The 15,436-nt window shown below is 51.8% G+C and carries 13 protein-coding genes; 2 read left to right on the top strand and 11 right to left on the bottom strand.

Features of this window, described 5'->3' with window-relative positions:
- Position 1: 1 nt before the first annotated feature.
- The 5 genes from I2E77_RS10965 to nagB form a co-directional block, all read right to left on the bottom strand.
- Positions 2–1,342 carry a glucose-6-phosphate isomerase gene (locus tag I2E77_RS10965; protein ID WP_087229209.1) on the bottom strand — a complete coding sequence of 447 codons (1,341 nt, stop codon included), beginning with the start codon at positions 1,340–1,342 and terminating at the stop codon, positions 2–4.
- Between the two features lie 191 nt (positions 1,343–1,533).
- On the bottom strand, positions 1,534–2,682 hold the full coding sequence (locus I2E77_RS10960; RefSeq protein WP_087229212.1) for a D-alanyl-D-alanine carboxypeptidase family protein: 1,149 nt from the start codon (positions 2,680–2,682) through the stop codon (positions 1,534–1,536).
- Positions 2,683–2,903: 221 nt separating this feature from the next.
- The gene (gene hisF, locus I2E77_RS10955) at positions 2,904–3,662 is read right to left on the bottom strand and encodes an imidazole glycerol phosphate synthase subunit HisF (protein WP_087229215.1); all 759 of its coding nucleotides are present in this window, start codon (positions 3,660–3,662) and stop codon (positions 2,904–2,906) included.
- 13 nt (positions 3,663–3,675) lie between these two features.
- Positions 3,676–4,293, bottom strand: coding sequence for an imidazole glycerol phosphate synthase subunit HisH (hisH, locus tag I2E77_RS10950; RefSeq protein ID WP_087229585.1), 618 nt, complete (start codon positions 4,291–4,293; stop codon positions 3,676–3,678).
- A 282-nt stretch (positions 4,294–4,575) separates the two neighbouring features.
- Positions 4,576–5,328 carry a glucosamine-6-phosphate deaminase gene (gene nagB, locus I2E77_RS10945; RefSeq protein WP_087229218.1) on the bottom strand — a complete coding sequence of 251 codons (753 nt, stop codon included), beginning with the start codon at positions 5,326–5,328 and terminating at the stop codon, positions 4,576–4,578.
- 178 nt (positions 5,329–5,506) lie between these two features.
- On the opposite strand from nagB, the gene I2E77_RS10940 reads away from it, so the two are divergent.
- Positions 5,507–5,911 carry a putative ABC transporter permease gene (locus I2E77_RS10940; RefSeq protein ID WP_191362488.1) on the top strand — a complete coding sequence of 135 codons (405 nt, stop codon included), beginning with the start codon at positions 5,507–5,509 and terminating at the stop codon, positions 5,909–5,911.
- Between the two features lie 137 nt (positions 5,912–6,048).
- Here I2E77_RS10940 and I2E77_RS10935 read toward each other — a convergent pair whose 3' ends face one another.
- Positions 6,049–6,969: a GH25 family lysozyme gene (locus tag I2E77_RS10935; RefSeq protein WP_195451217.1), complete on the bottom strand. Its 921-nt coding sequence runs from the start codon at positions 6,967–6,969 to the stop codon at positions 6,049–6,051.
- A 214-nt stretch (positions 6,970–7,183) separates the two neighbouring features.
- On the opposite strand from I2E77_RS10935, the gene I2E77_RS10930 reads away from it, so the two are divergent.
- A complete protein-coding gene (locus tag I2E77_RS10930; protein ID WP_087229225.1) occupies positions 7,184–7,423 on the top strand; it encodes a heavy-metal-associated domain-containing protein in 240 nt (79 codons plus the stop codon).
- Positions 7,424–7,509: 86 nt separating this feature from the next.
- On the opposite strand, the gene I2E77_RS10925 is transcribed toward I2E77_RS10930, so the two are convergent.
- From I2E77_RS10925 to I2E77_RS10905, 5 genes are all read right to left on the bottom strand, one after another.
- The gene (locus tag I2E77_RS10925; protein WP_087229227.1) at positions 7,510–8,883 is read right to left on the bottom strand and encodes an ABC transporter permease; all 1,374 of its coding nucleotides are present in this window, start codon (positions 8,881–8,883) and stop codon (positions 7,510–7,512) included.
- Positions 8,884–8,931: 48 nt separating this feature from the next.
- Entirely contained in the window at positions 8,932–10,800 is a 1,869-nt protein-coding gene (locus I2E77_RS10920; RefSeq protein WP_087229230.1) for a COG1361 S-layer family protein, read from the bottom strand.
- An 11-nt stretch (positions 10,801–10,811) separates the two neighbouring features.
- Positions 10,812–11,555, bottom strand: coding sequence for an ABC transporter ATP-binding protein (locus tag I2E77_RS10915; protein WP_191441247.1), 744 nt, complete (start codon positions 11,553–11,555; stop codon positions 10,812–10,814).
- Positions 11,556–11,814: 259 nt separating this feature from the next.
- Positions 11,815–13,248: a glycoside hydrolase family 10 protein gene (locus I2E77_RS10910; protein ID WP_191395749.1), complete on the bottom strand. Its 1,434-nt coding sequence runs from the start codon at positions 13,246–13,248 to the stop codon at positions 11,815–11,817.
- Between the two features lie 263 nt (positions 13,249–13,511).
- Complete coding sequence (locus I2E77_RS10905; RefSeq protein WP_087229239.1) at positions 13,512–15,404, bottom strand: nucleoside-diphosphate sugar epimerase/dehydratase; 1,893 nt, start codon at positions 15,402–15,404, stop codon at positions 13,512–13,514.
- Between the last annotated feature and the right edge of the window lie 32 nt (positions 15,405–15,436).

The following is a 15,436-nucleotide window of genomic DNA, read 5'->3' as shown; positions in this document are numbered from 1 at the left end:
ATTATTTGTGGAGTCTTGCCTCAAGAGCTTCCTTCTGCTCCTCATAGCCGGGTTTCCCAAGCAGGGCAAACATATTCTTCTTGTAGCTTTCTACGCCGGGCTGATCGAACGGATTTACACCGAGCAGATAGCCGGAAATTGCGCAAGCCTTTTCGAAGAAATAGATCAGTGCACCCAGGGATTCCTCCGAGAAATCCGGAACATGGAGGACGATATTCGGCACGCCGCCGTCGGTGTGCGCCAATACGGTTCCCTCAAAGGCCTTCTCGTTGACATAGGACATGCTCTTGCCTTCCAGGAAATTCAGGCCGTCCACATTTTCGGGATCGTTGCCGATGTACAGCTCTTGCTTTGCCTTGTCAAACAGGACAACCGTCTCAAAGAGGGAGCGGCGGCCCTGCTGGATGTATTGACCCATGGAATGCAGGTCTGTGGAGAACACCACCGATGCCGGGAACAGCCCCTTGTTATCCTTGCCCTCGCTCTCGCCATAGAGCTGCTTCCACCACTCGCACATCATCGTATAGCAGGGCTCATAGCTGACGAGGATTTCAATCTCCTTGCCCTTGCGGTAGAGCATGTTGCGCAGTGCAGCGTAAAGGTAGCACGGATTGGTAAACATATCGGCATTGTTATATTCCTGCTGCGCCTTTGCAGCGCCAGCCATCAGCGCGTCAATGTCCGCGCCGCTGACGGCGATCGGCAGCAGGCCAACGGCTGTCAGAACGGAATAACGTCCGCCAACATCATCCGGAACAACGAAGGTCTCATAGCCTTCCTTGGTAGCGAGCTGTTTGAGGGTGCCGCGCGCCTTATCGGTGGTGCAGTAGATGCGTTTTCTCGCCTCTTCCTTGCCGTACTTCTTCTCCAGGAACTCGCGCAGGACGCGGAACGCAATTGCGGGCTCCGTCGTCGTGCCGGACTTGGAGATCATGTTGATGGAGACGTCCTTGCCCTCGCAGATCGCCAGCAGCTCGCTCAATGCAGTGGAGCTGATGCTGTTGCCTGTGAAGTAGATGTCAGGCGTGTCCTTCTTCATGTTGTTATAGTTGGGCGACTTCAAAAACTCAATCGCTGCACGGGCGCCAAGGTAAGAACCGCCGATGCCGATGACAATAAACACCTGCGAATTCGCCTGAATCCGCTTTGCCGCCTCTTTGATGCGGGCAAATTCCTCTTTATCGTAATTGGTCGGGAGATCCACCCACCCGATAAAATCGTTGCCGAGGCCAGTGCCATTGTGGAGCATTTCGTGCGCAAGCTTTACCTGCGGCGCGAGCGCCTTATATTCATTTTCACCAACAAACCCGGACAGATGTTGTGTATCAACTCTGACAGACATATGAAATCCTCCTAAATATTGCATTCTTGGGTATGTTGTTATTTTACAATAGTTTGTCCATATTTGCAAGGGAGGGCACACATTTTATAATTTAATAATTTATGAACCCGAATCGCTTGTGCATTTTGTGTATTTTCTGCAAGCGGTAGAGAAAGCCGTACCCTTAGAAGAAGGGCACGGCCCTACCGAAGTCACATGGACACAAGCTGCCGGAACAAAAGCTGGAACACAGAAGAAAAGGTAATTTCGGGGATCGAAGTCTTGGCGAGGATGTTGTATTCCTTGAGGACCTCGCCGTCCAGGATACAGGTGATCTTTCCCAACACCTGCCCTTCCTCAACGGGAGCGGTCAGGTTTTCCCCCACCGAAATCTGGTATTGAATCTCTGCATCCTTTCCTTTGGGAATCAGCATCACGCCGTCGGCGGTGACGGTTGTCTCCACCTGTTCGGACATTCCGTTGAGCACCGGAATAGGCGCAAGGGCCTCCGGGGGCACCTGTGGCGTAGCGACGGACCAATTGGCAAAGCCGTAGTCCAACAGGGTGGAAGCGGTGGAAAACCGGTCCTTTGTGTTCGCAGCGCCCAGCACCACCGCAATCAGCTGCACGCCGTCGCGCTCTGCGGTTGCACTGATGCAGCTTCCCGCCTGGCCGGTTGTACCGGTTTTCAGGCCGGTGATCCCCTGATACGACTTGATGAGCTTGTTCGTATTGACCAGCTGCGTTTGGCCGTCCCGCACATAGTCGATCCAGATCTTCGTATAATCGAAGATTTTTTTATGCTTCATCAGCTCCCGCGACATCACCGCGACGTCATAGGCGGAGGTCAGATGCCCTTCCTCATCCAATCCGTTGCAGTTTTTGAAGGTGGTGTCCGCCATGCCGAGGGCCTGCGCTTTTTCGTTCATTTGCCGTAGGAACTCCTCCTCGCTGCCCGCCACATATTCGGCCAAAGCAACCGCGGCGTCATTGGCGCTGGCAACGACGGTCGCCTTGAGCATGTCGTCCACAGACATGGCCTCCCCTTCTTTAAGCCAGATGTCCGACCCGCCCATCGACGCGGCATGGGCGCTCGCTGTAACCGTATCGGTCAGAGCGATCTTGCCCGCGTCCAACGCTTCCATCACAAGCAGCAGCGTCATCACCTTGGTGATCGAGGCGCAGGCGCGTTTCTCATGCGGATTCTTTTCATACAACACCTTTCCGGTCTGTGCTTCCATCAGGACAGCGGCAGGCGCTTTGACTTCTTCTTCGGAAAGCGCGGATGCGGCGCGCATCGGCACGGACATTCCAATCAGCAGAACGGCCAGCAGCCCCGCCGCAATTCGTTTGCCTTTCATCTGTAATCTCCCTCCTCGTTCTGCTCCCGGAGCGGAGGCTGCGGCAATTGCCCTTGGCGCCCGGGAATCCAAACCGTCCAATGGACTTGTTCGGTCTTCCCTAATTCTTATGCCGCTGTCTGCCGGATTATCGCAATTCCATCCGATAAAAAACAAAAAGTTCCTGTGCGGGACAGCGGTTGAAAGGCCGTTTCGCACAGGAACCATCAAACCAGGAAATATCACCGGCGCACGGAGATCCCACGCCCAGCAAGATACGCTTTCAGATCCGGGATGGTGATCTCTCCAAAGTGGAACAGAGAGGCCGCCAAAACTGCATCTGCATGTCCAGCCGTGAAAGCGTCATAGAAATGCTCCATTGCACCGGCGCCGCCGGAAGCGATCACCGGGACATTGACACTATCGGACACCGCCCGCGTCAATTCCAAATCGTAGCCGTTTTTGACGCCGTCGCAATCCATGCTGGTGAGCAAAATCTCCCCCGCCCCCAGATCGACTGCCTGTTTCGCCCATTCGACGGCATCCAGACCCGTATCGACCCGGCCGCCGTTTAAATAAACCGTCCAGCCGCCTTCCGGACGGCGCTTTGCATCGATTGCGCACACCACGCACTGGCTTCCAAATTTTTCCGCCGCCTCCTGGATCAGGGAAGGGTTCCGGATCGCCGCTGAATTGACGGATACCTTATCCGCTCCAGCACGCAGCAGCGCGTTGAAGTCGTCCACGGTGCGGATTCCGCCCCCGACTGTGAAGGGGATGAAGATGCTGTCCGCCACCTGTGCGACCATGTCGAGGATGATATTGCGCGCCTGTGCGGAGGCCGTGATGTCCAGGAACACCAGCTCGTCCGCCCCCTGCGCATCGTAGGCCTTTGCCGCCTCTACCGGGTCCCCCGCATCCCGCAGGTTGACGAAGTTGGTGCCCTTCACCACTCTTCCGTTGTTGACGTCCAGGCAGGGGATGATTCTCTTTGCATACATGTGCCATTCCTCCTCAATCCGCGTCGATCCGCGCGACAAAATTCTGCAACATCTTGAGGCCCGTCCGCCCGCTTTTTTCCGGATGGAACTGCGTGGCAAATAGGTTTCCCCGCTGAATTGAAGCGTCAATCCGCACGCCGTACTCCGTCGTCGACGAGACAACGCTCGGATCGTCCGCATGGAGATAGTAGGAATGCACAAAGTATACATACGGATCCTCTTCCAGCCCGGCAAAAAGGCCGCTCTGGCTGCGAAGCTCCAAAGAATTCCACCCGATATGCGGCACCTTTAGCCCTCGGTCCGCTGGGATGCGGAGGATCTTCCCTTCCAAAACACCCAAGCCGCGCACGCCGGGGCTTTCCTCGCTTCCCTCAAAAAGGAGCTGCAAGCCCAAGCAAATGCCCAAAAAGGGCTTTCCGCTTTCAATAAAGTCCAGTACCGGCTGGACCAACCCTGCATTCTTCAGGCAATTCATAGAATCGCCAAAAGCGCCCACGCCGGGCAAAATTGCCGCATCGGACGCTTTGATAACTTCCCGGTCTGCGGTCACTTGCACCTCGCAACCTATATGGTGGAACGCTTTTATCACGCTCTGGATGTTTCCGGCACCATAGTCGATGACTGAGATCATTTCGTATTCCCCCATTTTCCGCGCTTCCTGCTGCTTTTTCGCATTGCTTTGCTAAAATCAGATATACATCATTTTATCATTTTCTGCGGATAAAGGCAAACGTTTTCTGCTGCCAGCCAAAAACAGAAATTTTTCCATTTGAAGAAACAACTGACATTTTGCAACCGCTCGCTTTAAAACCGGACGCTTTCAGGAACCTTCTTTTCCCATACAATGAAGAAGCCCCTTTCAACCGGAATTTCCGTGAAAGGGGCTTCTTTATAAACAACGCGACTGAAATTCTCAATAAATCATTTCCGGGCACTTCTCGCGGATGACCGACATCGCTTCTTCATCGCCCACAATGGTAACATCCGGATGGACCTGCAAAATCGACGCCGGCACCTCCGGGGTAATCGGCCCAAACAGGGACTGATAGAGGATCTCCGCTTTGCCAGCACCGTTCGCCACCAGCAGGACCTTCTTTGCCTTCATAATGGAACCAATGCCCATTGTAACCGCATATCTCGGAACTTCGTCTTTGCTGGCAAAGAACCGGGAGTTGGCGTCAATCGTCTTCTGGTTTAACGTGACGCGGTGGGTCTCCTTGATATAGCTCTCGCTCGGCTCGTTAAAGCCGATATGGCCCGTATTGCCGATTCCCAAAAGCTGGAGATCGATGCCGCCCAGGGACTCAATTAACGCATCATAGCGGCGGCCTTCTTCCGCCACATCTTCTGCCAAGCCGTTCGGCACATGGGTATTTTCCAAATGGATATTGATGTGCTTAAAGAAGTTCTCCTTCATGTAATAGTGGTAGCTTTGCTCGTGGTCCGGTGCAAGGCCGCAATACTCGTCCAAGTTTACGCTGCGCACTTTGGAGAAGTCGACGTCTCCCTTATTATACCAATCGATCAACTGCGCATACACGCCCAAAGGCGTAGAACCTGTGGCAAGGCCCAACACAGAATCCGGCTTTAAGATCACTTGTGCAGAGATGAGATTTGCCGCCTTCCGGCTCATTCCATTATAATCCGGCGCGCTGAAAATTATCATACAAACCTTCCTTTCACGGCCGCCAGGTGGCCTCCCTATTGGCCTCCGGCCGAATAAAATATTCTAAAATCCATTATACCGTTTTTTTAGAGAATCGCAAGCGTGAGAACTGTATAATTTTGTCCATTTTGTAAACAACTATGGATGATCTAACGGAATAGGAGGCCGCAAAAGACAAATGAAGAAAAACGCACTCTTATTTGCAACCGGTGGCTCTGTCTACCCGATGTTGGAAATTTTGTGCCGTGGGCATACCGATCTTTCGATGTCCGTAGCCGGTGGAATTTGCCTTTGCTTGATCGACCGCATTTGTAATCGTTCTATGAAAGGAAAATGCCTGGCCGTAAAATGCTGTGCTGGTTCTGGAATTATCACTTCTGTGGAATTCGCGATTGGTTTAATTGTCAATGTTGCATGGAAACAGGATGTTTGGGACTATTCCCATCTACCATTGAATATTATGGGGCAAGTCTGCCTCCCTTTTTCCATCCTTTGGTTTTTAATCACAATCCCTGCGCTTGCTGTTTGTAATCTGTATGATAAAATTCCATTCATCCTCTCGAAAAAGCATATGGCTAAATAGATTTTTCCACCTAAAATAGCGCTTCAATAGCAGATTGTACGCATTTGGAGAAATTGCACCAATTGCACAGAGTTTCCAAATTTTTTTGGTAATCTCACAACAGGCCCTATGCGCGAAAGCATAGGGCCTGTTCCTTATTAAGAGATCCAGAAAACGAACCTGCGGGCCGCCGTATCTTCTTCCCCGCCATAGCGGGTCCAGATCCCAGTGGATTGCCCCGGCTGCCCAATGGGAACCACCAGGAAAAACTGCTCGGTCTGTGTACGCCGCACCGGGATCACCGTAACAATGTCCGGCGTACCGGCGTAGAGTTCAATTTTAGATGGGTCTGCGGCGGAACATTTTACACCGTACCATTGCCCGCGGGCTTTATGCACATCCATCGTTGTATCAATCGAAACCGGGTTTTCGATTTTCCATCCGTTCAACCCTTTGTTTTTGACAAGGGTTGGAAAATCTTGAAAGCTGATATCGGTATCCGAACCGTTTTTTCCATCGGTTTCCACGCCCGGCCATTCGCCTCCCGTGGACATAATCTCGTTTTGCCAAAGCGCACATGCTTCATCCGGCTTTTCGACGCCGGGACGCGCATACCAAAACACATATTCCGAGAGCTGTTCCGGATAAATCATCCGGTTGTACCAGTCTTTGTTGACATAATAGGCAGCCAAATACCCGGCTTCCTGTAAACCTGCACAGACTGTGCGAATAATGTCGGTGAGTGTTTGACGGGAAGGCATCCCGTGTTTCTCCTTATAGCCGTCTCCGTCCTCCATATCAATAGCGACCGGAAAAAGCGGCTTCTTCCCTTTTAATAGGCGCAAAAGGTGTGCCAGCTCGCTCTTGGCGTTTTCTGTATTCAACGCATAGCTATACAAGTAGGCGCCCCATGGGATTCCAAGGCGGTCACAAGCTTCTACATTCGCCTCAAAATTTCGATCGTCCTGCTCCTTCAGGTCGCTTCCATAGCCGCAACGCAGCATGGCAAATTTCAGGCCCGCCTGTTTGGCTGCTTCCCAATCGACCGTGTTATGGTGGCTGATATCAATTCCTTTCATGCATCTTGTCCCCCTTTTGAATGGATTCAAACCATTTTATGCAGGACAGCATCCATTTGTGACTCTTGGAAACCATACAAAAACAGATTGATTCGCTCTGAGTGCTTTAAACCTTCCCGTTAGTTAGATACGCCCTTTCTCCTATCTCTGTTTCCAAAACCTGCCGCGTCATATCCACAATCGATTCGGGAAAGCTACTTTTGAGGTGATGAAGATGCCAAGGGAAAGCGCTTATATGATTGTGGAACGTGTGAATGGAAAACACGATTTAAAAGAGATCAAGCGCGGGTTGGACCGGCTGCACGGCGTAACTTCCGTCAGCGTGAATCCTTCCCACAATCTGGTGGCCGTGGATTACGACAGTTCCGGCACGTCTTACGACGCAATCGAACATCAACTCAATACGCTCGGCTATGAAGTCGCAGCGGACGCAAGCAACATCAACACAAGGTAATCTCCTCCCACATCTCCTAAACCATGCAAAAAGCGGACGCAGTCAACAAAACTGCGTCCGCTTTTCGTGTAAATCATGCTGTGAAATTATTCCTGCTTAATCGCCGTCAACGCACTGATTTTTACAGCGCGGTTGGCTGGGTAAAATCCAGAGATCAAACCGATCATCGTGGCAAACACCAGCGCGCCAAACGCTAACCAAACGGGGATAATGGATACATTGGAACCAGTGACCCCAACGCCAACGATCCCGCCCAAAGAAATACTATTCCCCGCAGCCGCGAAGGAGTTGATTGCAAACGATATGCCATAGCTAAACGCCAATCCCAGGATGCCCCCCATAAAGCCGATTGTACCGGCCTCCACTAGGAACATGGTGCGGATATTCCCAACCACGCATCCCAGAACCTTCATCACGCCAATTTCTCTTGTGCGTTCATAGATAGACATAATCATGGTATTGGTGATACCTAATGCCGCTACAAGCAGAGAGATGGCACCCAAACCACCCAAAATCATCTGGATGGTGCTCATTTGCTGTTCCAAAGGTTTGCGGATACTTTCCATGCTATAGGTATCTGCAAAACCCAATGCCTGGATAGCCTCTTCAACTTCTGCAACATACTCCACACTCTCAGCCTTTACGCTTACATTATCATAGCTGGATTTCGTGTTTGTCGTATCAACATCATTAATCTTATTGTACTGTTCCTGCAGCTTTTTCGCAAAGCTGACATCCATAAACACCGCATATCCCGGCGGTGGATTCCGGCTCCAGTCGTCGCCCATCACACCGATGCATTTGAGTTCGATCGGTTTCTGCTTTTTACTCGCAGTGGTCGTGCTCGTCCCCTCATCCAGGTTGCCCTGCATCTCGTTGATGACCAATTCCAACTCGTCCTTCATCGGATCCACATAAGGGTCTGGAATGGTTCCGGTCGCATCGGGCTGGGCAAAAATCATATTGTTGCTGGTCTTCTTCGTATTGTAGAAGTTATATAGCGCCGACCACCCAAACAAAATCATATTCTCTTCAAAGTCATCGCCGGGCAGCGAACCCTCCTGTACCGTATAACCAAAATCTGCGAGGGATTTCATATTGACGCCATAGATCTGCCCCTGATAGGCATACTTTCCGCTGTTGATCGTTACTGCATTCCAATCCAGCGTATACACCGGCGTGACAGCTACCACATGGGGAATCGCTTCAATTTTTGCAATCATGTCATCGTCGAGGGGGGTAGACTCCGGCGTCTGATTATAGTTGTTGATCTGGACGATTGTCAGGTCGCCCATCCCCTCCATCATGGTATTCATGCTCTCATTGATACCGATGCCAAAGGAAACCATTACAACGATCGCGCATGTGCCGATAATGACGCCGGCAACCGTCAGCAAAGTACGCACTTTACGCTTAAACAAATTGCTCAAGCTCATGCCGATCATATCTTTCCATTTCAAGGCGAGGCCCCTCCTTTCTCAATGGTGAGGCATTCTGTTGCTGTACGGTCATTTACTGCCATCCAAAGGATCATCGTCGTAGTCGTCCTCCGCTTCCAGCATCCGGAGTTTCCTTGCCTTCAGCTTCTTGCGGATAAAGACGAGGATGACAATCAGAAGAAGCGCTCCGCCGCCAACCGTCAGGCCAATCGCCCAGGTGGGAGGGCCCGCCGTTGCCGAAGGGTCCCCATCGACTGGGATATCCCCTTCTGGAACCACCCCTCCCATATCGGCAGGCAGTGGAATCACGTCGCAGGAGAATTCTTTTTTGATCTCCTTGGTTTCGCCGTTGGCGTCTTCATAAGTGAAGGTCGCGGTACCGGCCATGGTTCCCACATCCATCGGCATGAGCGAAGCCTCAAACGAATCGCCTGTTCCGGAATTCACATTGCCAATATAAGTGGACATATCCTCGGAAGTGAAGTTCCCCTCCAGATCGACCGCCAAGTTAAAAATCGTACTTTTCCCTTTGTTGACATAGCTGATGCTGAGCTGCCCCTGGTCCCCCATATAGATCGGCCCAAAGAGATCCACCTGGTTGATCTCAAAACGGTCGGGCTGTGTCAACGGGATGGAGATCGTCTCCGTCCCCTTTAGGTCCGCTTTGCGGACCCCGTCCACCACTGCTTCATATGTATAGTCGACCGTCACACCGTAAGACTTTGGCGCTGCGTCCACCTTCGGATAGAGGGCGATCTGTTCCTGGAAACTGCCGCCACCCTTCACATTCTGGATGAAGAATGTGTTCGAAGAGCGGGATGGCGTAAACGCGACGACACCCTCATCGCCATCCGGCGCGGAAGAGACGGTCATCTTCAGATTTTCGATGGCGATATCCGGGCTCGTATTGCGGAAATTCATTGTCAGCATGAATTCCGTTCCGCCTGTCACTGCCATCCCGCCGTAGTCGTAGCTCTCAATAATGATCTGTGGGACGCTGGAATTCGAGCTCGCTTCTTCCTCTGTGCTGACCTTTGTCCCCGTCACCGGAATAAACATGCGGGGAGCAACGCTGGCATCTGCCGCAAGATCGCTGGAAGTAAATTTAATGGAAAGGGGATAACTCTTTGACTCCATTTTGGCTTCACAGACCAGCGGATAGGTTAATGTTGCAGTGGCTTGTGCGGGCAACGAATCGATATATAACGTGTCCATCGCACCACGCATGGTGATTTCCGGAGCATTCGCATTGTCGAACGCCGCTACGATGTTGTTGCAAGCCACACTGCTGTTGTTTTTCACTGTGACCTTGAGGTTAAAGGCGTCGCCCTCTTTAATCCCGCTGGCCGGGTCGGTGGAATAAGACGTCACCGTCAGGATGGGCTTATCCTCCTCTTCCTCCTCATCGGAACTCGTCCCGTCGCCAACCGGGTCAAAAATTGTCTTCTGAACGGTAAAGGAATTGATCCGGCTTCCATTTTTATCGTAATAAGAAATTTTAAAGCGCAACGTACCTGCCTTGTCGTTGACACGCTTCATATATTTCTCAGGGATTGTCAACTGATAGCCAAAATCCACCCTTGTTGTGCCGTCGTCATCGGATGAAGTCGGCAGTTCAATGTCGGTGTCGTTTGTCCAAAGGATTTCGTTCTTATCCGTTGTGTAGCTCTTTTTTCCCAAAGAAATGGCACTGGTGACGCTACTGACGTCGATTTCGATCTCTTCAACCCTGGCCGACGAAGAATAATTCGAGTGGTCAAAGACGAACGTAGCCTCAAAGGGCGTGTTTTTGCTTACCGTCTGCTTATCGCTATAAACCACCGGATCGGGTTCATACTCTTCATCTGCTGCAAAAACAGGCGCCGCGGACGCCAGCATGGCGGAAAGCAGCACTAGCATAGTAAACAGCGAAATCCCCTGTTTTACAAACCTGTTCATAAAGCTCCTCCTTATTCATTCACGGCCGCAGAAGCCGGTTCTTTTTTCTCCTCATCCAAGGAGACAATAGATTGGTTCGGCTCGTCACTGATGATGCTTCCATCGTGCAAATTGATGATCCGGTCGGCATATTTCGCAATATTGACGTCGTGCGTCACGATAATCAAGGTTTCATGATGTATTTTCGCCATGCGTACCATAATTTCCATAACGCCGCGGCTTGTCTTGCTGTCCAAATTCCCGGTCGGTTCGTCGGCAAAAACAATCTTTGGCTTTGCCACGAACGCCCTTGCAATGCCGACGCGCTGCTGTTGGCCGCCGCTCATCTGCGTAGGGCGGTGCATCATCCGGCTGCCCAAACCCACAGCTTTCAGCATATGGACCGCTTCCTTGGTCCTCGTCCGTTTGTTGACGCCTTTAAACATCAACGGCATAGCGACGTTCTCAATCGCTGTCTGCGTGGGCATTAAATTGTAAGACTGGAACACAAAGCCGATGTTTCGCTGGCGGAACAGTGCCCATTGCTTTTCTGTAAACTGGGTGACGTTTTTGCCCGCAATAAAGACGCTGCCCTTTGTGGGCTTTTCCAATCCCGCCATGATATTCAACAACGTGGATTTTCCCGAACCGGACGTACCCAAAATACAACAGATTTCGCCCTGTTCAATCCGCAAATTGATCCGCCCGAGCGCGACAATTTTTTCCTCGTCCACCCGGTAAACCTTACGAATGTCTTTTACATTGATTAGGCTCATGTATCTCTCCCCATGCGCGAAACCGCCGGATTCCCGCCGGTCCCGCCAGAATATTTCCTACTTTTTCAGGAGTTTCCGCAATGGCCAACCGCTCGATAAAAAGCACGGAATTTCTCCATTTGGGCCGTACTGTGAGGCCATTATATCATATACTTCCACAAATTGCTCTATTTGTAAAAAGACTGTAATGATTTATAAATTCATAAGGCCCGCCGACAGGGGTTTCCTGTAGACGGGCCGTTTTCCCTACCTCTGAGCTTTAACCGTTCAGGAGTTTTTTCACATTTGCCATCTCTTTTGCCGTCTGTGGATTGTCCAGATATGCCCACGAATAGAGCATAAACCCATCGCAGTCCAAGCTGCGCGTGGTCTGAATCTGCTGGGCGATAATATTATCCGCCTTTTCCCATCCATTGGAATCCGTTCCCGCCTTATACAGCGCCAAGCCTATGTACATTTTCACATTGTCCGCTGTCACGAGGCTCTTCCACTTTTTGGCCAGCGTCTCAAACGGCGCGGTCGGATGGTCGTACGTCCAATAAATCTGCGGGCAGATATAATCGATGTAACCGGGCTGGCTGCACCAGGTGTAGACATCTGCGCCCGCGTTGAGATCGTTGGTGATATTCCCCTGCGGGGAGATCCCAAAGACAACATTGGGTTTGGTCTCCTTAATCATCTTATAGACGGAGGAAACCAGGCTATTGATGTTCTGCGTCCGCCACGCACCGATCGACAGCGTGGAACCGCTCTGCTGATAGGCGGCTTGGTCCAGCGTGACGTCCGTAGAATTCACATTAAACGGATAAAAATAATCGTCAAACTGTACGCCATCTACATCGTATTTTTGAACGACTTCCTTAATCCCGTTTACAATATAATCGCGCACCCCAGAATATCCGGGATTCATATAAATGGAGCCATTGTGCGTGAAGGTCCAGTTTGCCTTGGTCGGGTCGCTCTTCCAAAGATTGTACGGGCTATTGGAAGCGACCACCGGTGGGTAGTTGCCCGCTTTGATGCGCAGCGGGTTAAACCACGCGTGGAACTTCAACCCCGCCTGATGGGTGGCGGAAACCATATACGCCAACGGGTCATAGCCCGGGCCTACCCCCTGTGTCCCACTGAGGAAGTGGGTCCACGGATAATAACTGGAGGGATAATAGGCGTCGCCATGGGAACGTACATGCACGACCAACGTATTCGCGCCGCTGGCCTTCGCCTTGGCAATAATGTCGTTGAATTTCTTCTGGAAAGCCGTATAGCTCTTATCCGTTTCCTTGGTCATATCCAGGCTGAGAAATGGAACCCATACCGCACGCATTTCCTCTTCCTGAACAACCGGGGTTGCCGCTGCCGGTTCATTGTAGGAAGGGCTGCTGACCGTCCCCTCCGTCAGCGCAGATTCGCTGCTTTCTGTCTCTACGGGCGGCTGCGAATCCTCTGGTGCTGCGGGGGCCTGCGCGGAGGAATCTTCCTCCGTAGCCTGGGCGATTTGGCTGCTTTCCGGCTCCTGGGCGCTTTCTGGCTCTGTCAGCGCAGAAGAACTACTCTCCGATGCCGTCTCGCTGCTGACAGAACTGCTTGTCACAACGGAATCCTCCACCTGCTGTGGGGAACCGGAACAAGCGGCGGTCGTGCATAACATCGCTGCTGCAAGCACAGCCGCCGCGGTCTTTCTCCATTTTTTCACGTGCGTACGCTCCTTTTCTGATGGATTTCTCGGTCCTTGGGAAACATTTGTCTCGATTTCCTATGTAAAGCTCAAAATATGGGCAAATTTTAGGCATAACCTTTAGAATTCTCTCCCATGATGTCTATTATAGGCGATGATGGAATAGAATTCAAGGAAAATCCATGGATTTATAAAAAGGAAATCCTTACAAAAAATGCCTCCCCGTATATCCATAATACAAGGGAGGCATCCAAATTCTTTCAATTTTGTTAGAAATTATTTTATTCGGCTGCCAGCGCATCGCTCCGCTCGGCATGGCCGGTATAGGTGGGCACCAGCCGGTGTACCAGCTCGACCATTTTTACATTGTCCACCCCGGCAACTTTGCGCAGGCTTTCCAGATCTGCCAAGAAAGTCTCCTCATCAAAGGGAATGGGCTTTCCAATATAAATCAATTGGTGCGACGTCTTCTGGCAACCGCCCTCGCTATCCAGCAAAAGCTCTTCATAGAGCTTTTCGCCCGGACGCAGGCCGGTATATTTGATTTTAATGTCCACATCCGGCTCCAGCCCGGAAAGGCGGATCAAGTTGCGCGCCAAATCCACGATCTTGACCGGCTCGCCCATATCGAGAATAAAGATCTCCCCGCCGTGGGCCATGCCGCCGGCCTGAATCACCAAGCGGGCCGCCTCCGGGATCGTCATGAAATAGCGGATAATATCCGGATGCGTGACCGTCACCGGACCCCCGGCCGCAATCTGGCGCTTAAACAGCGGGATCACGCTTCCGTTGCTTCCCAAGACATTGCCGAAGCGAACCGCCATATAATCTGTGTTCTTGCTGTGGCGGCTGCAATATTGGATAATCAGCTCACAGATGCGCTTGGTAGCCCCCATGATATTGGTGGGGTTGACCGCCTTGTCCGTGGAGATCATCACCATGCGCTTCACGCCGTACTTATCGCAGGCCTGCGCCACGTTGAGCGTCCCGAACACGTTGTTCTTGACCGCCTCGCCCGGACTGAGTTCCATCAGGGGAACATGCTTGTGCGCAGCGGCGTGGAAGACCACATCGGGCCGGCACACTTCAAAGACATGCTCGACACGCGCACGGTCGCGCACGGAACCGATCAATACCTCCAAATTTAAGTTCGGGAATTTCATCAGAAGCTCGTTCTGGAGGTCATAGGCATTGTTCTCATAGATGTCAAAGATAATCAGGCGCTTTGGGTGGAAATGCGCAATCTGGCGGCAAAGCTCAGAGCCGATGGAACCGCCGCCGCCCGTGACCAGCACCGTCTTGTTCTTCAAATAGCCGCTGATCTCCTCCACATTGAGGTCAACTTCGTCGCGGCCCAAAAGATCGAGAATATCCACATCGCGCACCGCTGGGTGCTCCATATCGCCTTCCAAGATCTCATAAAGCGCCGGGACGGTTTTCAGCTTACAGCCGGTCTTTGCGCAGATGCTCAAAATGTCCTGACGGTCCTCTTTTTTCGCAGAGGCAATCGCCAAAACAATCTGGTCTACGTTGTAGCGTCCGGCCATGCGGGGGATACTCTCCCGGCCGCCCGCCACTTTCACGCCGTGAATGCGCGTCCCGCGCTTGCTCTTATCGTCGTCGATCGCCACAACGGGAATGCCTTTGCTCTCCGGTGCGGTTTTCATGTCCTTGATAACCATGGAGCCCATTTCCCCGGCGCCCACCACCATCACGCGGTGGAACTCCTCGCTATCCTGCTGGGAGAGCCTGCGCTTGCGGCGGTGCCACAGGCGGATGGAGAAGCGCGAACCGCCCACAAACAGGAACATCAACGCCCATCCCATCAAATATACGGGGATCGGCAGGCGGTTCGTATGAAATACGGGACTCGCCATAGTAAATCCCATCACTGCAATCAAAACGCTTGAGATGGACACCCCGAAGAAAATCTGTATCAATTCATCGAGGCTGGCAAATTGCCACATGGTCGTATAAAACCGGCATAGAAAAAAGACCACCAGGCAGATACAGGTTGCCCACGGGATCTGTATTTGAAAATACTCAAATTCCCACCACGGGACCTTTCCATCAAACCGAAGCATCAGAGCAATCCAATAGCTGAAATACACCCAAACGATGTCAAAAAGCACCTGAGGCAGGGCTGACCAAATATTGGCCCTCTTTTGTCTCATTACCATTCCCCCACAATAGAGTGATCCACAGC

Source organism: Anaeromassilibacillus sp. 1001302B_160321_C8 (genome assembly GCF_015554745.1).
Lineage (GTDB): Bacteria > Bacillota > Clostridia > Oscillospirales > Acutalibacteraceae > Anaeromassilibacillus > Anaeromassilibacillus stercoravium.
The sequence above is the reverse complement of the archived record's forward strand: the minus strand, read 5'-3'. Positions and strand labels throughout refer to the sequence as shown.